Source organism: Skermanella stibiiresistens SB22 (assembly GCF_000576635.1).
Classification (GTDB): Bacteria; Pseudomonadota; Alphaproteobacteria; order Azospirillales; family Azospirillaceae; genus Skermanella; species Skermanella stibiiresistens.
The window spans coordinates 22948-45323 of record NZ_AVFL01000032.1 but is presented as its reverse complement, the minus strand read 5'-3'; the positions used below and the strand labels follow the sequence as shown (position 1 = coordinate 45323).

23 protein-coding genes are annotated in these 22376 nt (G+C 65.7%); 12 read left to right on the top strand and 11 right to left on the bottom strand.

Translation table 11 applies throughout. The annotated features are described in order from the left end of the window. The first annotated feature begins 167 nt into the window (after positions 1-167). Positions 168-2486, top strand: coding sequence for an adenosylcobalamin-dependent ribonucleoside-diphosphate reductase (locus N825_RS29220; protein WP_037459650.1), 2319 nt, complete (start codon positions 168-170; stop codon positions 2484-2486). Here N825_RS29220 and N825_RS29215 read toward each other — a convergent pair. From N825_RS29215 to N825_RS37110, 3 genes are all read right to left on the bottom strand, one after another. Beyond that, positions 2468-3313 (bottom strand): hypothetical protein, encoded by an 846-nt coding sequence (locus N825_RS29215; RefSeq protein ID WP_051513474.1) that lies wholly within the window; start codon positions 3311-3313, stop codon positions 2468-2470. The genes N825_RS29220 and N825_RS29215 overlap by 19 nt on opposite strands. Before the next feature lie 143 nt (positions 3314-3456). Continuing rightward, positions 3457-4023 (bottom strand): putative glycolipid-binding domain-containing protein, encoded by a 567-nt coding sequence (locus N825_RS29210; RefSeq protein WP_051513471.1) that lies wholly within the window; start codon positions 4021-4023, stop codon positions 3457-3459. Positions 4024-4119: 96 nt separating this feature from the next. Next, complete coding sequence (locus tag N825_RS37110) at positions 4120-4479, bottom strand: RT0821/Lpp0805 family surface protein (protein ID WP_157619615.1); 360 nt, start codon at positions 4477-4479, stop codon at positions 4120-4122. A gap of 281 nt (positions 4480-4760) precedes the next feature. Between N825_RS37110 and N825_RS29200 the strand changes: the two genes are divergently transcribed. Next, the gene (locus N825_RS29200) at positions 4761-5642 is read left to right on the top strand and encodes a hypothetical protein (RefSeq protein WP_157619614.1); all 882 of its coding nucleotides are present in this window, start codon (positions 4761-4763) and stop codon (positions 5640-5642) included. Positions 5643-5818: 176 nt separating this feature from the next. Continuing rightward, complete coding sequence (gene aqpZ, locus N825_RS29195) at positions 5819-6556, top strand: aquaporin Z (RefSeq protein WP_037459715.1); 738 nt, start codon at positions 5819-5821, stop codon at positions 6554-6556. 122 nt (positions 6557-6678) lie between these two features. On the opposite strand, the gene N825_RS29190 is transcribed toward aqpZ, so the two are convergent. Together N825_RS29190 and N825_RS29185 are read right to left on the bottom strand one after the other, a co-directional pair. Further along, positions 6679-6999 carry a DMT family transporter gene (locus N825_RS29190; protein WP_037459713.1) on the bottom strand — a complete coding sequence of 107 codons (321 nt, stop codon included), beginning with the start codon at positions 6997-6999 and terminating at the stop codon, positions 6679-6681. A gap of 103 nt (positions 7000-7102) precedes the next feature. Continuing rightward, entirely contained in the window at positions 7103-7696 is a 594-nt protein-coding gene (locus N825_RS29185) for a gamma-glutamylcyclotransferase (protein WP_051513487.1), read from the bottom strand. A gap of 231 nt (positions 7697-7927) precedes the next feature. Here N825_RS29185 and N825_RS29180 point away from each other — a divergent pair, with 231 nt between their 5' ends. Further along, on the top strand, positions 7928-8959 hold the full coding sequence (locus N825_RS29180) for a DUF2125 domain-containing protein (RefSeq protein ID WP_037459648.1): 1032 nt from the start codon (positions 7928-7930) through the stop codon (positions 8957-8959). Between the two features lie 15 nt (positions 8960-8974). Here the strand turns inward: N825_RS29180 and N825_RS29175 are convergent, their stop codons facing one another. The 3 genes from N825_RS29175 to N825_RS29165 all read right to left on the bottom strand — a co-directional run bounded on the left by N825_RS29175 (position 8975) and on the right by N825_RS29165 (position 11962). Next, entirely contained in the window at positions 8975-9895 is a 921-nt protein-coding gene (locus N825_RS29175; RefSeq protein WP_037459647.1) for a prephenate/arogenate dehydrogenase family protein, read from the bottom strand. A 3-nt stretch (positions 9896-9898) separates the two neighbouring features. Next, positions 9899-11014, bottom strand: coding sequence for a histidinol-phosphate transaminase (hisC, locus tag N825_RS29170; protein ID WP_037459645.1), 1116 nt, complete (start codon positions 11012-11014; stop codon positions 9899-9901). Between the two features lie 72 nt (positions 11015-11086). Further along, positions 11087-11962, bottom strand: coding sequence for a chorismate mutase (locus tag N825_RS29165; RefSeq protein WP_037459644.1), 876 nt, complete (start codon positions 11960-11962; stop codon positions 11087-11089). 165 nt (positions 11963-12127) lie between these two features. Between N825_RS29165 and metX the strand changes: the two genes are divergently transcribed. Then, positions 12128-13348, top strand: a complete 1221-nt coding sequence (gene metX, locus N825_RS29160) for a homoserine O-acetyltransferase MetX (RefSeq protein WP_037459642.1) — start codon at positions 12128-12130, stop codon at positions 13346-13348. Beyond that, positions 13345-14004 (top strand): methionine biosynthesis protein MetW, encoded by a 660-nt coding sequence (gene metW / locus N825_RS29155; protein WP_051513466.1) that lies wholly within the window; start codon positions 13345-13347, stop codon positions 14002-14004. Before metX ends, metW begins: the two co-directional genes overlap by 4 nt. Positions 14005-14010: 6 nt before the next feature. On the opposite strand, the gene N825_RS29150 is transcribed toward metW, so the two are convergent. Continuing rightward, complete coding sequence (locus N825_RS29150) at positions 14011-14424, bottom strand: DUF3574 domain-containing protein (protein WP_037459641.1); 414 nt, start codon at positions 14422-14424, stop codon at positions 14011-14013. A 98-nt stretch (positions 14425-14522) separates the two neighbouring features. Between N825_RS29150 and N825_RS37105 the strand changes: the two genes are divergently transcribed. Continuing rightward, complete coding sequence (locus tag N825_RS37105; protein ID WP_157619613.1) at positions 14523-14861, top strand: hypothetical protein; 339 nt, start codon at positions 14523-14525, stop codon at positions 14859-14861. A gap of 16 nt (positions 14862-14877) precedes the next feature. Here the strand turns inward: N825_RS37105 and N825_RS29140 are convergent, their stop codons facing one another. Continuing rightward, complete coding sequence (locus tag N825_RS29140) at positions 14878-15378, bottom strand: DUF1499 domain-containing protein (protein ID WP_198038954.1); 501 nt, start codon at positions 15376-15378, stop codon at positions 14878-14880. Between the two features lie 157 nt (positions 15379-15535). Between N825_RS29140 and trmFO the strand changes: the two genes are divergently transcribed. Both trmFO and N825_RS29130 read left to right on the top strand, forming a co-directional pair. Further along, positions 15536-16903, top strand: a complete 1368-nt coding sequence (trmFO, locus tag N825_RS29135; protein WP_037459638.1) for a methylenetetrahydrofolate--tRNA-(uracil(54)-C(5))-methyltransferase (FADH(2)-oxidizing) TrmFO — start codon at positions 15536-15538, stop codon at positions 16901-16903. Between the two features lie 198 nt (positions 16904-17101). Then, positions 17102-18277, top strand: a complete 1176-nt coding sequence (locus N825_RS29130) for a GAF domain-containing sensor histidine kinase (protein ID WP_037459636.1) — start codon at positions 17102-17104, stop codon at positions 18275-18277. Here the strand turns inward: N825_RS29130 and N825_RS29125 are convergent. Next, entirely contained in the window at positions 18274-19125 is an 852-nt protein-coding gene (locus N825_RS29125; RefSeq protein ID WP_037459635.1) for a phytoene/squalene synthase family protein, read from the bottom strand. The two genes, N825_RS29130 and N825_RS29125, sit on opposite strands and share 4 nt — an antisense overlap. 141 nt (positions 19126-19266) lie before the next feature. Here N825_RS29125 and hpnC point away from each other — a divergent pair, with 141 nt between their 5' ends. Genes hpnC through hpnE form a run of 3 tightly spaced genes read left to right on the top strand, consistent with a single transcriptional unit; the run spans position 19267 to position 22347 of the window. Next, complete coding sequence (hpnC, locus tag N825_RS29120; protein WP_037459633.1) at positions 19267-20139, top strand: squalene synthase HpnC; 873 nt, start codon at positions 19267-19269, stop codon at positions 20137-20139. Then, entirely contained in the window at positions 20136-21011 is an 876-nt protein-coding gene (gene hpnD, locus N825_RS29115) for a presqualene diphosphate synthase HpnD (RefSeq protein WP_051513461.1), read from the top strand. Before hpnC ends, hpnD begins: the two co-directional genes overlap by 4 nt. Before the next feature lie 7 nt (positions 21012-21018). Further along, a complete protein-coding gene (hpnE, locus tag N825_RS29110) occupies positions 21019-22347 on the top strand; it encodes a hydroxysqualene dehydroxylase HpnE (RefSeq protein ID WP_051513485.1) in 1329 nt (442 codons plus the stop codon). Positions 22348-22376: the final 29 nt, after the last annotated feature.

Sequence of the window (22376 nt, the reverse complement as noted above, 5' to 3'; positions counted from 1 at the left end):
CGACTCACGATCCGAAAAAGAACAAATGTGGTACAATCGGGGATCGGGAGTGTTGGGCCGCACCCCTGACTTTCGGCTACGCGCATGACCGACCCGCGAAATCGCTTGTTGATGGAAGTGTTTGACGGTCTGATCGATTGAGGATGTGGCGACGGACGGAGAGCGGAATGACTTCGGTGGCAGCCATATCCCAGCAGATCTGGGATATGAAATACCGGTTGAAGCTGCTTGATGGGCAGCCTGTGGACAAAACGATCGGCGACACATGGACGCGCGTCGCCCGGGCCCTCGCCGAACCGGAAAACGATCCCGAGTCATGGACATCCCGATTCGCTGGCGCCCTTGCCGATCATCAGTTCCTTCCCGCTGGCCGCATCCTGGCCGGCGCCGGCACCGGACGCACGGTGACCCTGTTCAATTGCTTCGTCATGGGCACCATCCCCGATGACATGGGCGGCATCTTCGCCAGCCTGCGCGAGGCCGCCCTGACGATGCAGCAGGGCGGCGGCATCGGCTACGACTTCTCGACGCTCCGCCCCAAGGGCGCTCCCGTGCTGGGTGTCGGGGCCGACGCGTCCGGTCCCCTGTCGTTCATGGACGTCTGGGACGCCATGTGCCGCACCATCATGAGCGCCGGTCACCGCCGTGGCGCCATGATGGCGACGCTGAGATGCGATCATCCCGATATCGAGTCGTTCATCGAGGCCAAACGCGAGGCCGGACGACTTCGGATGTTCAATCTGTCCGTCCTGGTGACCGACGCTTTCATGGCCGCGGTCCGGCAGGATGACGCTTGGTCGCTGACCTTCGGCGGCGCGGTGTTCAAGACCGTCCAGGCGCGCGACCTGTGGGACCGCATCATGCGGGCGACCTACGAGTATGCCGAGCCCGGCGTGATCTTCATCGACCGGATCAACCAGCGAAACAACCTGTGGTACGCGGAAGATATCTCCGCGACCAATCCCTGTGGCGAGCAGCCGCTTCCGCCCTATGGGGCCTGCCTGCTGGGCTCGATCAACCTCGCCGCACTCGTGCGCGATCCCTTCACCGGGTCCGCCCGGTTGGACATGGAGAGGCTGGCCGACCTGGTGCCGCTCGCCGTCCGGATGATGGACAACGTCGTCGACGCGTCGCGTTTTCCGTTGCCGGAGCAGTTGGCCGAAGCCAAGGCGAAGCGACGGATCGGCTTGGGTGTCACGGGACTGGCCGACGCGCTCATCCTGTGCCGCGCGCGCTACGGCAGCGAACAGGCGGTGGCCCTGACCGAAGCGTGGCTGGCGGCGCTGCGCCGTCACGCCTATCTGGCGTCCACCGAACTGGCGGCGGAAAAGGGCTCCTTTCCGCTGTTCGACGCGGAGAAGTTCCTGGCGGGCGCCAACGCGCTGACCTTGGATGCCGATGTCCGCGGCGCCATCGCCAAGCACGGGCTGCGGAACGCGTTGCTGACCTCGATCGCCCCGACCGGAACGATCTCGCTGTTCGCCGACAACATCTCATCCGGCATCGAGCCGGTGTTCGCCTACGCCTACGAGCGCAATGTCCTGATGCCCGATGGATCGCGCCGAAAGGAGGAGGTTTCCGATCACGCCTATCGCCTGTTCCGAAAAACCTTCGGCGACGAGGCGCCCCTGCCCGACTACTTCGTCGATGTCCAATCCCTGGCGCCGGGAGCGCACGTCGTGATGCAGGCCGTCGCCCAAAAGTACATCGACAGCAGCATCTCCAAGACGATCAATTGTCCGGAGGACCTACCGTTCGAGGCGTTCAAGGATGTCTACACGCAGGCCTATGATCTGGGCTGCAAGGGCTGCACGACCTATCGGCCGAACGACGTCACCGGGTCCGTCCTCTCGCTCAAGAAGCCTGAGCCGAAGGTCGAGCCCAGACCCGAGCCGAAGGTGGACCCCGTGGGCGCTCCGGCCAGCGCCGTCGTCTACATGACGCAGCCGCTCGACCGCCCGGATGTCCTGCCTGGCCAGACCTACAAGGTGCGTTGGCCGGAGAGTGACCACGCCCTCTACATCACGTTGAACGACATCATCCAGGATGGCAGGCGGCGGCCGTTCGAGGTCTTCATCAACTCGAAGAACATGGAGCACTATGCCTGGACCGTGGCGCTGACCCGCATGATCAGCGCGGTGTTTCGGCGCGGCGGCGACATCGCCTTCGTCGTCGAGGAGTTGAAGGCCGTGTTCGACCCGCGCGGCGGTCAGTGGGTGAACGGCCGCTACGTCCCCTCGCTCCTGGCGGCGATCGGCGAGGTGATCGAGCGGCACATGATCGGCATTGGATTCCTGCCCGAGGATGGTGACGGGGAAGTGGGAGCCTCGGTGCGGACCCGCCGCATGGTGGGGGAGCCGCCGTCCGCATTCGCCGGCTCGCCCGCCCCTCGGTTGCGTCAGTGCCCGCAATGTGGTCAACCGGGGCTGATCCGGCAGGAGGGCTGTGATCAGTGCTCCAACTGCGGCTACTCGAAGTGTTCCTGATCGCGGGGGCTTAGCGCCACCTGTCGGACGATATCGCTGGCGATCCGCGTTTGATCCTCCAGCACGGAAACGTCTCCTTCGGCGCCATCATAGCCACGCGCCCAGACATAGGTGGCGGTGCGCGTGTCGATCACACGGGCGTTGACCCGAATGCGCCCGTCGACCAAGCGCACGCTGCCCTCCATGATGAAGTCCGGCGCCGCCCTGCTCACCGCGTGCCGCTTGTCGACCACCATCAGGCGGCGGCTACCCAACAGGGTGCGCCTGACCTCGTCCTGGAGACCGGAAGCCAAATCCGCGCTGGACGCGTCCACCGGGATGAACGCGTTGACCTGCATTGTTGGAACGGCGTTCATGGCGGCCCGGGGCCCGCCGATCAGCAAAGCCCACGCGAGACCGGCGCTGGCGAGGACCGCTCCCGGCAACGTCCACCGCATCCGCTTGCCGTAAAAGGTGTCGGGCTCCACGATGACCGCCGCCGGGATCACGGTGCCGGCCGATGGCACCCGGGCGAAGACGGGCACATAGGATCCTTTCGGCAGTTCGATCCTCAGAGTGGATGCCGATCCTTCCGTCAGGTAGTAGCGTTCCAATCGCCGTCGCAACTGACCGGCTTCGATCCGCACGATGGGATCGACTTGTGGATCGAAACTCTCGTCACGCCCCAGCACGGAAACCGCGATCGCGTAGGCCTTTATCCGGTCGGTTCGACCGGCCAAGGTCTCGTTGACGACGTAACGGAGGAAGTTCCGGCTGCGCGTGGCTTTCCTGAATTCCTCGGTCGAGCAGATTTGGTCGAGATGCTCCAGGATCCGATCATCGGCCAACCCTCCGCACGTCGGTTCGACCGAAATCACAAGCGATGCCAACACGACCTCCGCCCTGGATATTTTTTCCCCTGATCACATCCGACAGGAAGATATGTCGATCCCTCGCCTTGTCAAAAACCCGCTCGACCAGCCATAAATGCTCACAGGACGCGCCGGAACAGGCCGGGATACTCGATGACCAGTCCGTCGCCATCGATCTCGATCTCCCGGCTGAAGTCCCCGTCCACCGAATCGTAGCGATAACGCCGTCCCAACTCCAGGCAGGTGTAGCGTTGACGATCGGCCGTGACCGACAGGTCGGGAAGTGACACATAGGCCACCACGATCTCGGCGCTTTCACCTTTCCCCAAGCCAAGCCTGCGGATGGGAAGCGTGTTGGTGAAGGGTGTCACCTGGATATCGACATCGATCGCCCCATTCAGGATGGGGAGGGGATTTCCGGTTCCCGTCGTCCAGGCACCGGCGCCGTCACTGGCGATGTGCAGCGGCTGGGCCGCGCCCAGGGGCAGGACCTCCAGCGTCCTGACGCACCACTTCGGATCGCAGGAGATCCGGTAGGTCAAGGCGAAGGGGCCGCCACCATCGTCGGTGCCGATGACGGTGGCCTCCGCCACGATGCCGCTCACGCCCACCTGGAGGATGAGGTGCTCCAGTCCTTCGCCCGCCCAATCGCGCCAGCGCGCGACGATCGTGTGTTCGTCAGCCATGCTCAAACCTCATCCTCGCTCGTCCGCGGATACCTCGACCGCCTCGAATATGGGTCGGATGGCATCGCCTGGGAGGCCCCTTCCCTCATCGGCGCGTCATCGGGCGACGAACTTCCACGTTCCATCCGCGACACGGCACACGGGCAGCACATAGGTGACATCGCGCTGCCCCAGAACGCTGCTGACGCGGGCGTCGCGGCATGGCAGGCCATCGCGCTGGTAGCTGCGTATCATGGTGATGGTCCCTCCGTGGCCCGTCTGGGGATTGGACCATGGGCGGGACTCGCCATCGGGCGCGTTGCGTAGCATGTCGGCGCCTATGCCCATGATGAGCTTGGTGTCATCGCCCTGATAAAGCGCCTCTCCCAAGCGGCTGCCGAACAGCAATTGCGCCTCGGCTCCCCCGATGCCGACCAGAGACACCATAGCGATAACAAACAAAGCCAGCGTCTTCATGATTGTTTCCTCCAAATGTGAACAGAACCCATTTCAGGAGAACAAATGAAATCGACCATCCGAAGCCCTGTTATGCGCTCCGGCCAGTCATCATCCAGTCAGCATCTTGTCCGCGCTCTTAGCGGACGCCAGTCCATGAAGATCCACGTTACGGCTATCTTTCAAGAGCAAGATCATACTCAAAGGTACTATAACGCCGGACCGCATCGAACCAGTCGTCAGACAGGAATATCTTGACGTCTTGGCGATGCCCGTCGCGTGGCGGGTAGGAGGCGCTTTCCATGAGTCGTGAGAACCAGCCGAGATCCCGTCTCGAGGACTCGAGCCCGATACCCGGACACCTTGTCCGCGCGCAGTTGCGGCGTATCGCCATCTCGGAGGATTTCCAGCGATGCGACCGCAGTCGCCGCTTCCTGACCTACATTGTCGAAGAAACTCTGGCTGGGCGCGGGGAGCGCCTGAAGGCCTTCTCCGTGGCGACCTCCGCCCTCGACCGCGATGACACGTTCGATCCCCAAGCGGATCCCCTGGTCCGCATCGAGGCCAGTCAGCTGCGACGACGGTTGGAGCGATACTATCTAACAGGGGGCCGGAACGATCCCATCGTGATCGACCTGCCGAAGGGCGGTTATGTCCCGGCTTTCTCCCTCAGGCCAGTCCAGTCGGTCCCCGTTCAATCGAGCGGTTCCGCGACACCGCCGAACGGCCGGCGCGGTGTCGCCGGCGTGGCGGCGATGGTGTCGGTCATCGCCTGTCTGATGATTGGGGCTCACGCGTTCGGCGGATCTGACCGGATGACGGAAATGTTTGGCGGGTCCTCGATCCAAATCCTGCCCTTCACCCCGGCCAACGATGATCGCAGCGCCGCGATCGCCGCTGGAATGGCGGACGAATTGACCCAGGCATTGACACGTCAGGGGGCCGTCGCGGTTTTCGGTCGGGGCGCCGTCGAATACGCGCGGGATAGGCGCCCCTCATCGGTCCTGACAGGCAGCGTCCGAACCAGTGCCGGAACCGTACGTGTCACCGCCAGCTTGGTGGATACCGCCAATGGCACATACATTTGGACCCAGGCATACGATCGGCCGATCACCGAGCCGGTGCTGGAGACCCAAGGCGCTTTCGCCGCCAGCATCGTCGAAAACTTGGCGCGCGCCGAGTGACAGTCGGGCGAAACGTCAATTCAAGCAACGGGATGAACGCGTAGATTACCGTAAACTACGTTCCAGCGATGCGCTCCGCACCTACTCTCGCGCAACCAGTGCAAGAGCTTGCCTGCCGCGCGCGATGAACGGCGCGGATGATGGTCAGCCCCTTCGGGTCATGTCAGGAGAACGTCATGTCGCAGTTCCGTCGAACCTCCGCTGAATTCCTCGGCACCTTCTGGTTGGTCTTTGGTGGGTGTGGCAGTGCCGTGCTGTCCGCCGCCTTTCCGGAGGTCGGCATCGGACTGCTCGGGGTCTCACTCGCCTTTGGGCTGACCGTCCTGACCATGGCCTATTCGATAGGCCACATCAGCGGCTGCCACCTCAACCCGGCGGTGACGATCGGCTTGTGGGCCGCCAAGCGCTTTCCCACGAAGGACATACTGCCGTACATCATCGCCCAGATCGCCGGTGCCATCGTCGCGGCGATCGCCCTGTACATCGTGGCCAGCGGCAAGGCCGACTACGATCTGGCGGTCAAGGGCTTGGCCGCGAACGGCTTCGGCGCGGCGTCGCCGGGCGGCTACACCATGGCGTCCGGCATGCTGATCGAGATCATCCTGACCTTCGGTTTCCTGATCGTCATCCTGGGTTCGACCGACACCAAGGCTCCCGCCGGATTCGCGCCGCTCGCCATCGGCTTGGCGCTCACCCTCATCCACCTGATCAGCATCCCGGTCACCAACACCAGCGTCAATCCCGCCCGCAGTACCGGACCGGCTCTGATCATGGGTGGCCTCGCCTTGCAGCAGCTTTGGATGTTCTGGGTGGCGCCGCTGATTGGCGGCGTCCTGGGGGGTCTGGCGTATCGCGCGCTGTCGGCGGAGGAATCGATGGTGAAGCCCGCCATCACCGGCGAGCCGGCGCGCTGAGCGGCGTCAGCGCCTCCGACGCCTTGTGATCGGCGCACAAGGCGCGGAAGCGCGGGTAGCCGGGGATTTGGACGTCGCTCGGGCGGTTTACGCTGGACCACCCGTGTTCGTGATCGGCGGCTTCAGGGGCTCGACGCGAGCTTCAACCCGACGATGCCGGTCACGATCAGGGCCACGCATCCAAGGCGTAGCGCGGTCGCCGGTTCGCCATGGAGGAGGATGCCGGCGGCGACTGTCCCCAACGTGCCGATCCCCGTCCAGATCGCATAGGCGGTGCCGAGGGGAAGCGTCCGCAGCGCCAAACCGAGCAGTCCCAGGCTGATCGCCATGGCGCCAATCGTCAACACACTGGGTACGACGCGGGTAAAGCCGGCGGTTTGCTTCAGTCCCAACGCCCAGCCGATCTCGAAGACGCCGGCTAAAAACAAGTATATCCAAGCCATCACAGACCTCTTAAGTCCGTGGCTGGGTCGTCCCGGCCGATTGTCGTATGGAGAACGCGGGGTCGTCCCCGCGACCCTTCAGATGGCGGTCGAACCCCAGGTTTCAAGGTCCCGCGGGTGGCTCGGTCAACCGGCGCACGTCTTCCAGCAAGCGCTCCAGCCCCTGGTCGACGAAGCCCAGTTCCCGCAGATGACCGACCGTGTTGGCGAGGTATTCCAGGTTCGGCCCCCGCTCGCCGATGCCCTGCCGGATGTGTCGCACGACATCGCGGAGCCCCAGGTCGCCGCAGTATTGCCGATGGGCACGGTCGGCCACGAAGGTGCACGCCGACACGGTGCCGGCCTTGGTGCGCATCCGGAGCATCTTGGGGCAATAGACGCCGCTGACCATCTCCCGCTCCCACAGGTAGTCCAGCGCCTCGTCCACGGCGGCGGCCTCGACCCGGAAGACCATGCCTCGGCAGGAGCCGCCCCGATCCAATCCCAGCACCAGCCCCGGCTGATCCGGCGTGCCGCGGTAGCGATGGGAATAGACGCAGAACCTGCGGTGATATCCCCGCAGCAGCGCCTGCCGGCGCTCCACATGCGGGAATTCCGGGTTCCACATCAGCGAGCCATAGCCGAAAACCCACAGATCCGATCCAGGCGGCACCTCGATCCTGGGAAACGAGCGTGCCTCGGACGGAGCGAATACCATCAGGGGTTCGCTGGTGACTGGCTCTCCGGCGGTGGAAACGTCTTCGGTGGCGGTCCCATCCTCGGCGACCTCACCGCGATATGAATCTTCGGCGGACATGATCGACAGATAGTGTCTCCTCGCCGCTGTCGCCACGCTAACTAGCACCACGCTAACACAGTTCGAACCAGCCCTCGACCGCGATCGGCACGACCCGGTATAAGTCCGCACCCAACCGATCGAGGTTCACCTATGCGCGCCAAGCCCTTCCTCCTGTTCACGGTCCTGCTTGGCCTCGTGATCGCCGGCTATACCGCCTGGTGGTTCTATCTGGCCGGGCGGGTCCGCGACGGCGTGGCCGATTGGGCGGCGGCGCAGCGCGCCGAAGCGGCCCTGATCGATTACAAGGCCCCGGAAATCTCAGGCTTTCCCCTATCGGTCACCGCCAAGGCGACCGATGTCACGGTTCGCCGCGCGGACGGCTTCGAATGGAGCGCACCCGCGGTGGTCGCCCACGCCCGTCCCTGGTACCCTCTGGTGATCGGTTTCGAACTCCTCGGCGCCCAAACGGCCAGTCTGGCGCCAGCCGGCGGCGGACCGACGCTGGCGGTCAAGGCTCCATCGGGAGCGAGCGGCGTGATCGGTGTCGACCTCTCCGGCGCGATCAAGACCGCGTCGGCCGACTTGGCCGACGCCACGGTCACCCTGCCCGATGGACAGCAGGCCTCGCTGGCCCAGGCGCGGGTTCGCGGGGCCTTTCCCGAGGCCGTTCCAACCGATCACACCGCGACGGCGCTGACGATCGACGCCACCCTTTCCGGTGTGCGACTACCCCCGACGATCAAGACGCCGTTCAAGGGTGATATCGACACCGTGTCGATCGCCGCGCGGGTCAAGGGTATCGTCCCCGACCGCCTGCGCCCGCCGGCAATCGCAGCTTGGAGCGAGAGCGGCGGCACCATCGAGATCGATTCGCTGGGTCTGGCCTGGGGTCCGCTCCGCCTGGGCGGTCAGGGCACCCTGGCATTCGACCGAGACCTCCAGCCGATCGGCACGCTCAGCGCGGCGGTGGAAGGCGTCAATCCGACGATGGACAGCCTCGCCAGCGCCGGCGTGATGCGGCCCGGCGACGCCGCCATGGCGAAGATGGCGCTGACACTGCTGTCGCGCCGCGCCACTCCCGACAACCAGCCGATCGTCGACGCGTCGCTCACGGCCCAGGACGGCTGGCTCTACTTTGGCCCGATCCGATTGGTCAGAATCCCCCGGATCGCTTGGGAGTGATCCGCCGAAGCCGGCTCAGGCCTGCTTGGCGTCGATCACGCCGCGGCGGATCGCGCGGGTGCGGGTGAACAACTCCTCCAGCTTGTCGCCCTCGCCCCACCGGATGGCGCGCTGAAGCGCCGTCAGGTCCTCGTTGAACCTCTGGATGATCTCCAGCACGGCTTCACGGTTGTTGAGGAAGACGTCGCGCCACATGACCGGATCGCTGGCCGCGATGCGGGTGAAGTCACGGAAGCCACCGGCCGAGAACTTGATCACCTCGGATTTGGTGTCCTCCTCCAGATCGGTGGCGGTGCCAACGATGGTGTAGGCGATCAGGTGCGGCAGATGCGAGGTGATCGCCAGCACCTTGTCGTGATGCGATGCCTCCATGAACTCCAGGTTCGACCCAAACCGGCGCCACATCTCCGCGACCTTGTCGACCGCCGCCTCGTTGGCGCCCGGAGGCGGTGTCAGGATGCACCAGCGGTTCTCGAACAGTTCGGCGAAGCCCGCCTCCGGTCCGGAGTGCTCGGTACCGGCGACCGGATGCCCCGGAACCAGATGCACGCCTTCGGGCAGATAAGGGGCGACGTCGCGGATCACCGCCTGCTTGACCGATCCGACATCGGTGACGATCGCGCCGGGCCGAAGCCGCGGACCGATCACCGGAGCGATCGCGGCATAGGCGCCTACGGGAGCGCACAGCACGACCAGATCGGCGTCCGCCACCACGGAGGCGGCGTCGGTTGAAGCACGGGCGACCAGCCCAAGCTCCAGCGCCTTGTCGCATGTCGCTTGACTGCGGGCACTGCAAACGATCTCGCGGGCCAGGCCCAGCTTGGCGATGGCGCGCGCCATCGACGAGCCGATCAGGCCGATGCCGATGAAGGCGACGCGGTCGAACAGCGGCTCCCCCGCGGGAGCCGGCCGTTCCACGGGTTCAATCGCGGTCATGCATCACCCTTTCAGGAAAGCGGCGACCGCGTCCACCACGGCGCGCATCTCCTCCTCGGTGCCGATCGACATCCTGAGGCAGTGCGGCAGGCCGTAACCCCCCATTTGCCGGACCAGGATGCCGCGCGCCTTCAGGAATTGCCGGGCGGCCTCCGCCGCCTGGTTCCCGTCACCCGGCTGTCCGCTCCCCGACTTGGTCGCGAAGGACACCAGGACGAAGTTGGCGATGCTGGGATGGACCTCAAGCCCAAGCTCGGTCAGCCGGGCGGTCAGCCACTCGCGCCAGATGTCATTGTGACGCCGCGACTCCTCGATGAACGCGGTGTCCTCGACGGCGGCGACGCCGGCGATCTGGGCGGCCGAGTTGACGTTGAACGGGCCGCGCACCCGGTTCAGGACATCGGCGATCGCGGGGGGGCAATACGCCCAGCCCAGCCGCAATCCGCCAAGAGCGTAGATCTTCGAGAAGGTCCTCGTCATCACGACGTTGCCGAACTCCTCCACCAGCTCCTCACCGGCGGTGTAATCGGGACGGTCGACATATTCGGCGTAGGCGGCGTCGATCACCAGCACGACATGCTCGGGCAGACCGGCGTGCAAGCGCCGCATCTCGTCGGATGTCAGGAAGCTGCCGGTCGGGTTGTTCGGATTGGCGATGAACAGGATCTTGGTGCGTTCGGTGACATGCGCCAAGAGGGCGTCGACATCGGCCTTCAGGCCCGTCTCCGGCGCCGCCACCGGCTTGGCCCCGACCGCCATCGCCGAGATCGGGTACATCAGGAAACCATGGGCGCTGTACAGCACCTCGTCGCCGGGGCCGGCGTAGGCCCGGGTCAGGAGCCCCAGCAGCTCGTCCGATCCGGTGCCGCAGATGATCCTGGCGGCGTCGAGCCCATACAGCCGCGCCAATCCGTCACGCAGCGCCGTCGATCCACCGTCCGGGTATCGATGCAGTTCCGCCGCGGCCGCTTGGTACGCTTCCATGGCGCGCGGGCTGGGACCCAGCGCTCCCTCGTTGGAGGCGAGACGGATCAGCCGGTCGGCGCCAGGAGCATGGGCCTCGCCGCCGACATAGGGCGAAATGTCGAGAATTCCGGAACGGGGAGCCGGAGCAGACATGGCAACGCTACTTTCCTGATGAAGTCGATCTGTGGAGTCGTGGAAGGGATCGTTGGGGAATCGTCGAATGCGTCAGATCTTCCTGGCATCCGCCGCATGGCTCAGGGGCACCGCGAAACCACCGATCGGGATGGTCCGCAACAGGATGTCTCCCATGTTGGCGGCGAAGGCGGCGAGCCGATTGTCCTTGGCGTCGACGAAGTCGGCGACCTCGACCAGATGAAGGGGGCCGCCGCCCGTCTCCCGCCCGGTCCAGCTGCGGAAGCTGACGGTCGTCAGGCCGGCCGCCTCCAAGGCGTCCTTCAGACGCCCGCGGCTCTTGTCCTCGGTCAGTTCGATGCCGAGCAGCGTGCGGTCGTCTCCGGTGCGCTCGTGCTGGATCAAGGCGATGGCCAGCGCCTCCCGATCGTCACCCCGCGCGTTGCCGCGGCCGCAGAACGGCAGGCTGGCGACCACCCTCGGCGTCTTGGGGTCCTGGTTCATCAGGTAGCGCCACCACGGATCGTGGTCGTCCTCCTCCGGCATCGGCACCACGCCAACGGTCGCGGTGCCGTCGGCCACGGCGCGGATCGCCGCCGCCGGCGTGTTGACCGCCGTCATCGGGATCGAACCGCCGTAATGATCGCGCGAGACGTCCCAGAAACCGCGCCGTTCCTCCGGCGCGTAGACGGCCACCGCCATCGGTCCCTGGATACGCGAATATGTGGCGATCATCTCGCGCCACAGCCTGACCACCACCGGCAGGGGAAAGGTACCGGTATGCCGGGCGGCCAGCCGCCGCAGGATCGTCGCCTCGCGCCCTGGACGGACGATCTGGTTGTCCGGCCGCTTCGCGATGCCGATGAGCTCGACCACCTGCGCGCGCCGCATGATCAGATCATGGATCTTGTCATCGATTTCGTCGATCTCGCGGCGCAGGTCGTCAAGCGATGGCGGAGGTGAGGACATGGACTTCAGGTCTTGCCGGTCAGAGTTGGGTCGGGGCGGTGGACGAAGCCGGATAGTAGTAGTATCGGACCTGGGTAAAATCAAAGAAAACGTTGACACCCCCATGGCTTGCTCCCTAGCTATGCGGTTCCGCCCTTACCCCATCGAAGCAGGTTCGCTCGACCGATGACCGCGTCCATTCCGTTAAATCAGCCGCCGGCCACGGCCGAGGTTGAGGGTTTCGTCTCGGGAAGATCGAACCAACGGGTGACGCTGGGCGTGGATCAGCCGATGCGCCTGGATTGCGGCGTCGAACTTTCCGGGTTCACCGTCGCCTACGGCACCTATGGGACGCTGAACGCCGACAAGTCCAACGCCGTCATGGTCTGCCACGCGCTGACCGGTGATCACTTCGTCTCCGATTATCATCCCGTCTCGGGAAAACCCGGATGGTGGAGCATGCTGGTCGGCCCGGGTCGGCCGATCGACACCGACCGCTATTTCGTGATCTGCTCCAACGTGATCGGCGGCTGCATGGGCAGCATCGGACCGGCGGAAAGCAACCCGGCCACCGGCCGGCCCTATGGTCTCGATTTCCCCGTCATCACCATCGCCGACATGGTCCGCGCCCAGAAGCTGCTGATCGACCACCTGGGCATCGAGAAACTTTTCTGCGTGGTCGGTGGGTCGATGGGCGGCATGCAGGTGCTGCAATGGGCGGTCAGCTATCCGGAGTCCGTGTTCGCCGCCCTGCCGATCGCGACGGCGGCCCGCCACTCCGCGCAGAACATCGCCTTCCACGAGGTCGGGCGCCAAGCCATCATGGCCGACCCCGACTGGTGCAACGGCGACTATCTCAACCAGGAGAAGCGCCCCCACCGCGGGCTGGCGGTGGCGCGCATGGCCGCGCACATCACCTATCTGTCGGAGGCGGCGCTCCACCGCAAATTCGGCCGGAACCTCCAGAACCGCCAAACCGTGACCTATGGGTTCGACGCGGATTTCCAGGTCGAGAGTTATCTCAGGCACCAAGGCATCACCTTCGTCGACCGGTTCGATGCCAATTCCTATCTCTATATCACGCGGGCGATGGACTACTTCGACCTCGCCGCCGAACATGGCGGCGTGCTCGCCAACGCCTTCCGGCACGAGGGCGGTCCCACCCCGGTACGGTTCTGCCTGACCTCGTTCTCCAGCGACTGGCTGTTCCCGACCACCGAGTCGCGCGCCGTCGTCCACGCGTTGAACGCGGTCGCCGCCAATGTCAGTTTCGTCGAGGTCGCGACCGACAAGGGCCACGACGCCTTCCTGCTCGAGGAGCCGCATTTCCATCAAGTGGTGCGGGGTTTCATGGACGGCTGCGCCGAGCACCGCGGCCTGACCAACAGAAGGGCGGCCCTGGTATGAGCCCACTGGACGGCACCTCGATCCGAAGCCGCCGTTCCGGCGGCATCCGGCTCGACCTCAAGCTGATCGCCGACATGGTCGATCCATCAAGCCGCGTGCTCGACATCGGCTGCGGCGATGGAGCCTTGCTGGACTATCTCGTCCACGAGAAGAACGTCGACGGCCGCGGCATCGAGCTCAGCATGGACGGCGTGCATACTTGCGTCAGCCACGGCCTGTCGGTCATCCAGGGCGACGCCGAGACCGACCTGAAGGACTATCCGAGCGGCGCCTTCGACTACGTCATCCTCAGCCAGACGCTCCAGGCCATGCGGGCACCGCGGACGGTGCTGAACGAGTTGGTCCGGATCGGGCGCCGGGCGATCGTGTCGTTTCCGAACTTCGGCTACTGGCGCATCCGCATGGCCCTGCTATGGATGGGCCGCATGCCGGTGACCGAGCGCCTGGGCTACGAGTGGTTCGAGACACCCAACATCCATTTCTGCACGATCAAGGATTTCACCAGCCTGTGCGACACGCTGGACATCTCGATCGACCGCAGCGTGATCCTGGGACGCGACAATCGCCCCACCCGTCTCGCCTCGGCCGATGGCGTCGCCAACTTCTTCGGCGAACAGGGCGTCTTCATGCTCCGGCGCAACGGCATGGGCGACTGACGGAGCCTAGAAGCTGACGCAAGCCGGCCGCAGCATGGTCAACACGGCCTGCTGCTTGAACTTGGTCTTATAGGCTTCGGCGATCTGCCCGATCCGGGGCCGGTCCAGCACCTCGTCCAACAGCACGATCACGACAACCTTGCTCGGCTCGCGCACCACCGTGCCGCGCTCGGTGTCGCGCCACTGCCCACCCGCATCCAAGACGGTCAGGCCATCTGGAAAACGCGGTGTCACCTCCTCGTCCAGGAAGCGGTTCCAATCCGCGTCACTCACGCCGAGGGCGTCGCCGATATTACGGCCGAAGACGACCTCGGCCACCACGCCTGGACTGCCGCCGGGACCGCAGCCGACGGTCATCGGGCCCGCGCAACCACCCAAGAAGACGCTGGCCACCATGACCGCCAAAACCGTGTCGCGCATCGCGTGTCCCCCCTTCGGCCAAGCCCAAGGCCGGACCCGCGGGAATTTCCGCTCGGTTGAGCTGTTGTATGATGCTACACCGCGAAAGGAACACCGTCATGCGCAAGATCCTGCTCGCCGCCGCGGCATCGTTGATCGTGGCGTCCCCCGCCGCCTTCGCCCAGGCTCCGGCCAATCCCGCGAACGATCCCGGCGACAAGCCCCTGATGACGGCTCCCCAGCCGCGCGACCAGACAACGACCGATCAACTGGCGCCCACTCCCGGTATTTCCGGGGAAGCTCCCAGCCGCGAACTCACCGGCCAAGGGGAGGCCGGAATGCCTGGCGCGACACCTCGGGCCAGCGACGCCCCCGCCGACATGACGGCACCCGGCGAGGCCCAGAACGACCGCGCCAACCCACCGCCCTCGGCGGGTACTCCCCCGCGACAGCAGTGACGCGGGAGCGGTAGGATCACCCACCGATCCGCCGACGGACGTCGGCCAGCAGAGCCTCGACCCGCGCGCGGTTGACGCCCACGTCCGAGTAGCCGAACCGCGACCGACTGTACACGGCGAGCGTGGAACCATCCTGACCCGCCGGCAGGATCTCCACGTTGATGTAGTCGGGAAAGCGCAGGATGGCGCTCCGCTGGACCAGCACCATCCGCGTGCCATCCGCGGATCGATCGAGGACCTTGAAGCGGGGCGCCTCGGCCGTGACCGCCAGCACCGCGTCGCGCAGGGTGTCTACCGGCACCGCGAAGACGGGGCTGACGGCATCCGGCTTCGCCTTCGGCGTCGCGCCGACGGGTGCCACCAGATACTGATTTGGCGACGACGCCAGTTCCAGATTGGCGAAGTCGATCGGTTCCGCGTAAGGCGTGGCGTCGGCCCAGGGGCCAAGCTGCCAACCATACCAGCCGGCGACCGCCACCAAGACCACGACGAGCGCCACTCTGGCTATTGATTTCACAAGGCACCTCCCGACGGGGTTCACATCCGAAGCCGATGATTTGCCCGCGCGGTCCGCGAGCATGCAAGCGGTCATTCAGGCGAGCGTCACCAAGCTCTTGCCAATCGGCGGCCGATGCGCCATCTGCGCAGTTGAAATCAGGAAGGCAAGCATATCCATGACCCCATCATCTCGGATCCAAGATCGGGAAATCCATGTCATCGGCGGCGGGCTCGCCGGCAGCGAGGCGGCTTGGCAGATCGCCGCGTCCGGCGTGCCGGTCGTGCTGCATGAGATGCGCCCCGTGCGGAAGACCGACGCCCATCAGACCGATGGACTGGCCGAGATGGTGTGCTCCAACTCGTTCCGATCCGACGACGCCGAGTACAACGCGGTCGGATTGCTGCACGAGGAGATGCGCCGGTGCGGATCACTGATCATCCGATGCGCTGATCTGCACAAGGTGCCCGCCGGTGGCGCGCTCGCGGTCGACCGCGACGCCTTCTCCAAGGCCGTGTCCGAAGCTCTGGAGAACCACCCGTTGGTGACCCTGGTGCGGGAGGAGGTCGCCGGCTTGCCACCCGACGATTGGGACAACGTCATCGTGGCGACCGGCCCCCTGACCTCGCCAGCCCTGGCCGAAGCGGTGCGTGAGTTGACCGGGGAGGAAAGCCTCGCCTTCTTCGACGCCATCGCGCCGATCGTCCACACCGAGAGCATCGACCTGTCGAAGGCGTGGTTCCAGTCGCGCTATGACAAGCCCGGGCCCGGCGGCACGGGCAAGGATTACATCAACTGCGCGATGGACCGCGATCAGTACCAAGCCTTCATCCAGGCCCTGATCGACGCGCCCAAGACCGACTTCAAGGAGTGGGAGAAGAACACCCCCTACTTCGAGGGCTGCCTGCCGATCGAGGTGATGGCGTCGCGCGGCATCGACACCTTGCGCTATGGCCCGATGAAGCCCGTGGGCTTGACCAACCCCCACACGGGAACGCGATCCCACGCGATTGTCCAACTGCGCCAGGACAATGCCCTGGGCACGCTCTACAATCTGGTCGGTTTCCAGACGAAGATGAAATACGCCGACCAGACGCGGGTATTCCGTATGATCCCCGGCTTGGAGAACGCCGAGTTCGCGCGCTTGGGCGGCTTGCACCGCAACACCTTCCTGAACAGCCCCAAGCTGCTGGATGGGCAGATGCGGCTGAAGGCGATGTTGCGGCTTCGTTTCGCCGGACAGGTGACCGGTGTGGAGGGTTATGTGGAATCCGCCGCCATGGGCCTGCTCACCGGCCGTTTCGCCGCCGCCGATCGGACCGGTCAGGTGTGTCCCAACCCTCCCCCGACGACGGCGCTGGGAGCGTTGCTCAGCCACATCACTGGTGGTGCCGAGGCGGAGACCTTCCAGCCGATGAACGTGAATTTCGGACTTTTTCCCGATCTTGACGGTAAAATCAAAGGTCGAGACCGCAAGCTGGCCTACACGCGACGCGCCCTATCCGATCTGGGTGGGTGGCTGGGGACCCGGCAGGCGGCGGAATAGTCCAACGCCATCCCATCGCCCCAAAGCCCGCGCTTGATGCGGGGGACCGGTCGATCTACGCTCACGGCAAGCAAATCCAGGCATCGGAGCGGTGAAGATGGAAGGCCAACCTAGGTGCCTGTGGGAACCCTTGTGAATCCTGAGAACCCCGAGTCCTTAAGACCCTCGAAAGACTTGAGCTCAAGGCGCCGGTCGGTCATGGCCGATGTGGAAGCCGTGGGCCGGATCAGCGCGATACCCTCCATCCTGGAAGTGGTCGCCGAGACGACGGGCATGCGCTTCGTCACCGTGGCGCGTGTCACCGAGGGGTCGTGGACGGCATGCGCCGTGCTGGACAAGATCGACTTTGGCTTGAGGCCCGGCGCTGAACTCGACATCACGACGACGCTTTGCGCGGAGGTTCGCGACCTGAAGCGTCCCGTGGTCATCGATAACGTCAGTGAGAACCCGACATACCGCGACCACCCGATACCGAGGATGTACCAGTTCGAGAGCTATATCTCGTTCCCGATCTTCAAGGTGAATGGTGAGTATTTCGGCACCTTGTGCGCCATAGATCCCCTGCCGGCCAAGCTCTCGGACCTCAAGGTCACCTCCATGATGGAATCCTTTTCCAAGCTGATCTCGGTTCAATTGGAATCCGAGGACCGGCATAGGAAGGCGCAGGAGGACCTGCTGGATCAACGGCAAACCGCCGAGTTGCGGGAGCAGTTCATCGCGGTGCTCGGTCACGACCTGCGGAACCCGCTGTTCGCGATCAGTTCGGGAGCGGACCTCCTGACACGCCGGGCCACCGACGCGACGATGCTGTCGATCCTCAATCACATGCGGACGAGCAGCGAGCGCGCGTCCCGCCTGGTCGACGACGTCCTGGACTTCGCGCGTGGGCGGCTGGGCGGCGGCATTCCCGTCGACATGCAGCCGTGCCGAGACCTTGAGGAGGCGCTTCTGCACGTGATCGCCGAACTGAAGGGCGCTGGCTCCAACCGCGTCATCCACACCAGCCTGCGAATCCCGGAAGTTGTTTTCTGCGACCGGGACCGGATCGCCCAGCTTTTGTCGAACCTGCTGATGAACGCGCTGACCCATGGCGCATCGGATCAGCCAGTCACCGTTTCCGCCAGTTCCGGTTCCGGAGGAAGCCCGGACGCCTTCGTGCTTTCGGTCTCCAACCACGGCCCCGCCATCCCGAGGGAAACGCTACCGCAGCTGTTCCAGCCATTCCACCGCTCGGTGTCCGCGAAGCCGCAGGCGGGCTTGGGGCTTGGCCTCTACATCGCGTCCGAGATCGCCCGGTCACACGGCGGCCGCATGGAGGTGACGTCCTCGGATCGCGACGGCACGACCTTCACGTTCACGATGCCGCGGCCCTAGTATCTTCCGGTCATCGCCCGCCATGCCAGCACCGCCTGTCGGAACGGGTTGGGCATCTGGACCCGGGGGGCGAACACGTCGTTGCCAGCCTTGGCGATGACCTTCAGATAGGTGTCGGTGAGGCTGGCGGTCAGCAGGGCTGGATGGGCGGCGCGCGGCACCCGCGGCCGCAGGGCCCTCGCCTCCTCCAGATGCGTCCGCGCCATGGCCGCCACCTCCGCGACCACCGCCTTCAGCTGTTCCGGTGGCTTCAGATCGAACAGCGATTGCTCGCTGACTCCATGCTTTCCAAGAACATCCTTCGGCAGATACAGGCGGTGGCCACGGGCGTGGAACGGAACGGCGCGCAGCAGGCCAGTCAAGGCCCAGGCGATGCCGACATGGCGGGCGGCTGTATGGGCCGCCGGGTCGCGCACGCCCAGGATCTCCAGCGCCAGTCGTGCCAACGGAGCTGACGTGACCTCGGCATAGCTCGTCAGGCAGGTCTTGTCGGCGGGCGCCTCGTCCATCAAATCCGTCTCACGTCCATCGATCAAGGTCTCGAAATGCCCACGCGTCAGATCGAACCGGCGGATCGCCTCGCCAAGGGGCAGCAGCACCTCGTGGCGGCGCGACGCGCCGTCATAGAGTTCGCCGATGCTGTCGTGCCACCATTGCAGCCGGATCTGGCCAAGTACCGGTTCGGACACCACTTCCCTGGTCTTGGCGATCTCCAGGTTGAAGGCGTGGAGCGCGAACAGGGCCTCCCGCCGGTCAGCGGGAGCGAACAGGCAGGTGAGGAACCGGTCATTGTCATATTTTCGGACTTCCTGTCCGCAGTAGGACAGGGCCGCGTCGGAGTTAGCCATGAAATTTCGGGGGAAGCCGCATCGTGACGAAGGAAACCAGGGACAACATGCTCTATAGTGGACCTCTGGCGCCATGACATATTGGCCTCGCGCGGCTGATCGGCCAGACCCTGTAGCCCGACCTCGCTAACGCGGACACCCATGGCCGAGTTCAACATAGCACCGCCAACCACTGGCAGCGCCGAGCCGACAGCCAAGAAGGACGCCGCCGGAGAGAATTTCCCGGTCGCGTCGAGGCTTCTGCCCAAGCGTCTCCGCCCTCATGTGATGGCCTTCTACCATTTCGTCCGGCTGGCCGACGACATCGCCGACGATCCCGATCTGGAGCCCGAGCTGAAGCTCAGCCACCTGGACGCGTTGGAGCGCGCCTTGGTCAAGGGCGAGGCGCACAGCGCCTACCTTCAGCCGGCGCTCGATCTGGCCGCCAGCCTGAAGCTGACCGGCGTTCCGGACACCCATGCCCGCCAAGTCCTCCAGGCGTTCCGCCGCGACGCCAAGAACACGCCGTGCCGGACGTGGAGCGACCTGATGCTCTACTGCCGCTATTCGGCGGCGCCGGTGGGCCGCTACCTGCTCGATCTCCATGGCGAGGGACCAAAGGCCGTGGGTCCGTCCGACGCGCTGTGCGCGGCGCTCCAAATCCTCAACCACCTGCAGGACTGCCGCGACGATTGGGTCGACCTGGGACGCTGCTATATCCCGCGGATCTGGTTCGAACAGTCCAAGGTCAGCCCGGAGCGCTTGGTCGAGCGGGGATCCAACGAGGCCCTGCGGGCGATCCTGGACCGCACGCTGGATCAGGTGGATGCCCTGCTGGAGCGCGCCGCGCCCTTGCCCAGCCTCGTGAACCATCGGGGCTTGCGACTGGAGTCGGCGGTGATCCTGACCCTGGCGCGGGCCTTGTCGCGCCGGCTGCGGCGCCAGGATCCCCTCGCCCGCCGGGTCAAGCTGACGACCTCCGGCCGGGTGGTGGCAACCCTGCGCGGCATCGCCTCGGGACTCAGTATCAGATGACCGTCGAGACGGCGGACTCCCGCGATCCTGGTGCCCATCCAGGGGAAATCGCCGGGAAGTCCGGAACCACCTTCTACTGGCCAATGCTGCTGCTGCCCAAGCCAAAGCGGAACGCGATGTTCGCGATCTACGCCTTCTGCCGGCAGGTCGACGACATCGTGGACGAACCGGGTTCGATCGATGAGAAGCGAGCCGCCCTGGCGGCGTGGCGCGAACAGATCCGCTCGCTCTACCTCGGTGGCGCTCCGACCGGCCCGGTTGCCGTAGCCTTGGCCGACGCCATCGCCCGCTATCACCTGCCGCGGGGCGAGCTGGAAGCCGTGATCGACGGCATGGCGATGGATCTGGGCACCCCCTTGCGGGCACCCTCGCTCGACACCTTCAAGGTCTACTGCCGCCGGGTCGCCGGCGCCGTCGGCCTCCTGGTGATCCGCGTGTTCGACCGCGCGGAACCCGACACCGAGGCCTTTGCCCTGGCTGTCGGCGACGCGCTCCAGATGACCAACATCCTCCGCGACCTGGAGGAGGACGCCCGGATCGGCCGCCTCTATCTGCCCCGCGAACTGCTGATTCGTGCCGGCATCACCGCCACCGACCCGGCGGAGGTGCTGCGCCATCCCGGTCTCGCCAAGGTGTGCGACACGCTGGCGGACATGGCGGAGGCCCGCTTCGCCGAAGCCGATAGGCTGCTGGCCGATTGGCCGAGGCGCCGCTTGTGGGCGGCCCGGGCGATGATGATGCTGTACCGGAGGACGCTGACGCGCCTGCGGGCCCGCGGCTGGCGCGACATTGGGCAACGTCCGCGGCTGACGAAGTCGGAGAAGGCCTGGATCACGTTCCGCTGCCTGCTTGGACAGCCGCCGGCCCGGTGATATCCCGATGACGACGATACATATCGTCGGCGCTGGCGTGGCTGGCATCGCCGCCGCCGTTTCCCTCTCCGACAGCGGGCGGAAGGTGGTGCTGCACGAGGCGGCGGGACAGGCGGGCGGGCGTTGCCGCTCGCTCCATGACCCCGTGCTGGACAGGACCATCGACAACGGCAACCACCTGCTGCTGGGTGGCAACCACGCCGCCTTCGGCCTGCTCGACCGAATCGGTGCCCGGGATCGGCTGATCGCTGCGGCGGAACCCGCCGAGTTCCCGTTCCTGGACCTGGCCACCGGCGAACGCTGGACCTTGCGGCCCAATGCGGGCCCCCTGCCCTGGTGGATGCTGGTCCCGAGCCGCCGGGTGCCCGGCACCCGGTTTCGTGACTACCTGGCCCTGCTGAAGCTCCTTCGGGCGGCGCCGGGGGCGACCGTGGGGGATCGCTTAGACACCACATCGACGCTCTACAAGCGCCTGTGGGAGCCCTTGGCCGTCGCGGCGCTCAACATCGACCCGAAGCTTGGCTCGGCGCGCCTGATGGGCGCCGTGGTCGCCGAGACCTTCATGCGCGGTGGAGCGGCCTGCCAACCCTTCATCGCGCGGCGCGGCCTGTCCGACACCTTCATCGATCCCGCGCTGGCTTGGCTGGGGAAACGCGGCTTCGAACTGCGGACACGCGCCCGGCTGCGGCGGTTGGAGGTCCGCGACGGGCGGGTCGCGGCGCTGGAGTTCGCCGGTGACACCGTCGAACTGGCTCAAGGGGATGCCGTGGTTCTGGCCCTACCTCCCGCCGGCACCGCCGAACTGCTGCCTGGCTTGACGGTGCCGGAGGCGCACACCGCGATCCTGAACGCCCATTATAGACTGGACCGGCCGGCAACCCTTCCAGGCGGCCAGATCTTCCTGGGCCTGATCGGCGGGACGGCCGAATGGCTGTTCGCGCGGGACGACGTGATCTCCGTCACCGTCAGCGCGGCCGACCGGCTGATGGACCAATCGGCCGGGGATTTGGCGGCGCTGCTGTGGCGCGATGTCGCCGGCGCCTGCGGCCTGTCCGAGGCGATGCCGCCAGCCCGGATCATCAAGGAAAAGCGGGCGACCTTCCGCCAGACGCCAGCCGACTCGGAACAACGCCCCGGTGCCCGGACCGGGTTTCCGAACCTCTCGCTCGCGGGGGACTGGACGGCGACCGGTTTACCAGCCACGATCGAAGGCGCCATTCGGTCGGGAAACAACGCCGCTTCCCTGCTGTTAAGGTATTCATCGGTCGAAAGGCCGGGCCAACCCGACATCCGGGCTTCACATCGGAGCCCGATGGACATATCTCAACGGGCGTAGCCTCAAGCGAATTTGCCTCGGCAATCAAC

Excerpts from the sequence above, each read along its gene's own strand:
- N825_RS29220 (WP_037459650.1), top strand. The coding sequence starts at position 168 with ATGACTTCGGTGGCAGCCATATCCCAGCAGATCTGGGATATGAAATAC.
- N825_RS29210 (WP_051513471.1), bottom strand. The coding sequence starts at position 4,023 with ATGGCTGACGAACACACGATCGTCGCGCGCTGGCGCGATTGGGCGGGC.
- N825_RS37110 (WP_157619615.1), bottom strand. The coding sequence starts at position 4,479 with ATGAAGACGCTGGCTTTGTTTGTTATCGCTATGGTGTCTCTGGTCGGC.
- N825_RS29200 (WP_157619614.1), top strand. The coding sequence starts at position 4,761 with ATGAGTCGTGAGAACCAGCCGAGATCCCGTCTCGAGGACTCGAGCCCG.
- aqpZ (WP_037459715.1), top strand. The coding sequence starts at position 5,819 with ATGTCGCAGTTCCGTCGAACCTCCGCTGAATTCCTCGGCACCTTCTGG.
- N825_RS29190 (WP_037459713.1), bottom strand. The coding sequence starts at position 6,999 with ATGGCTTGGATATACTTGTTTTTAGCCGGCGTCTTCGAGATCGGCTGG.
- N825_RS29185 (WP_051513487.1), bottom strand. The coding sequence starts at position 7,696 with ATGGTATTCGCTCCGTCCGAGGCACGCTCGTTTCCCAGGATCGAGGTG.
- N825_RS29180 (WP_037459648.1), top strand. The coding sequence starts at position 7,928 with ATGCGCGCCAAGCCCTTCCTCCTGTTCACGGTCCTGCTTGGCCTCGTG.
- N825_RS29175 (WP_037459647.1), bottom strand. The coding sequence starts at position 9,895 with ATGACCGCGATTGAACCCGTGGAACGGCCGGCTCCCGCGGGGGAGCCG.
- hisC (WP_037459645.1), bottom strand. The coding sequence starts at position 11,014 with ATGTCTGCTCCGGCTCCCCGTTCCGGAATTCTCGACATTTCGCCCTAT.
- N825_RS29165 (WP_037459644.1), bottom strand. The coding sequence starts at position 11,962 with ATGTCCTCACCTCCGCCATCGCTTGACGACCTGCGCCGCGAGATCGAC.
- metX (WP_037459642.1), top strand. The coding sequence starts at position 12,128 with ATGACCGCGTCCATTCCGTTAAATCAGCCGCCGGCCACGGCCGAGGTT.
- metW (WP_051513466.1), top strand. The coding sequence starts at position 13,345 with ATGAGCCCACTGGACGGCACCTCGATCCGAAGCCGCCGTTCCGGCGGC.
- N825_RS29150 (WP_037459641.1), bottom strand. The coding sequence starts at position 14,424 with ATGCGCGACACGGTTTTGGCGGTCATGGTGGCCAGCGTCTTCTTGGGT.
- N825_RS37105 (WP_157619613.1), top strand. The coding sequence starts at position 14,523 with ATGCGCAAGATCCTGCTCGCCGCCGCGGCATCGTTGATCGTGGCGTCC.
- trmFO (WP_037459638.1), top strand. The coding sequence starts at position 15,536 with ATGACCCCATCATCTCGGATCCAAGATCGGGAAATCCATGTCATCGGC.
- N825_RS29130 (WP_037459636.1), top strand. The coding sequence starts at position 17,102 with ATGGCCGATGTGGAAGCCGTGGGCCGGATCAGCGCGATACCCTCCATC.
- N825_RS29125 (WP_037459635.1), bottom strand. The coding sequence starts at position 19,125 with ATGGCTAACTCCGACGCGGCCCTGTCCTACTGCGGACAGGAAGTCCGA.
- hpnC (WP_037459633.1), top strand. The coding sequence starts at position 19,267 with ATGGCCGAGTTCAACATAGCACCGCCAACCACTGGCAGCGCCGAGCCG.
- hpnD (WP_051513461.1), top strand. The coding sequence starts at position 20,136 with ATGACCGTCGAGACGGCGGACTCCCGCGATCCTGGTGCCCATCCAGGG.
- hpnE (WP_051513485.1), top strand. The coding sequence starts at position 21,019 with ATGACGACGATACATATCGTCGGCGCTGGCGTGGCTGGCATCGCCGCC.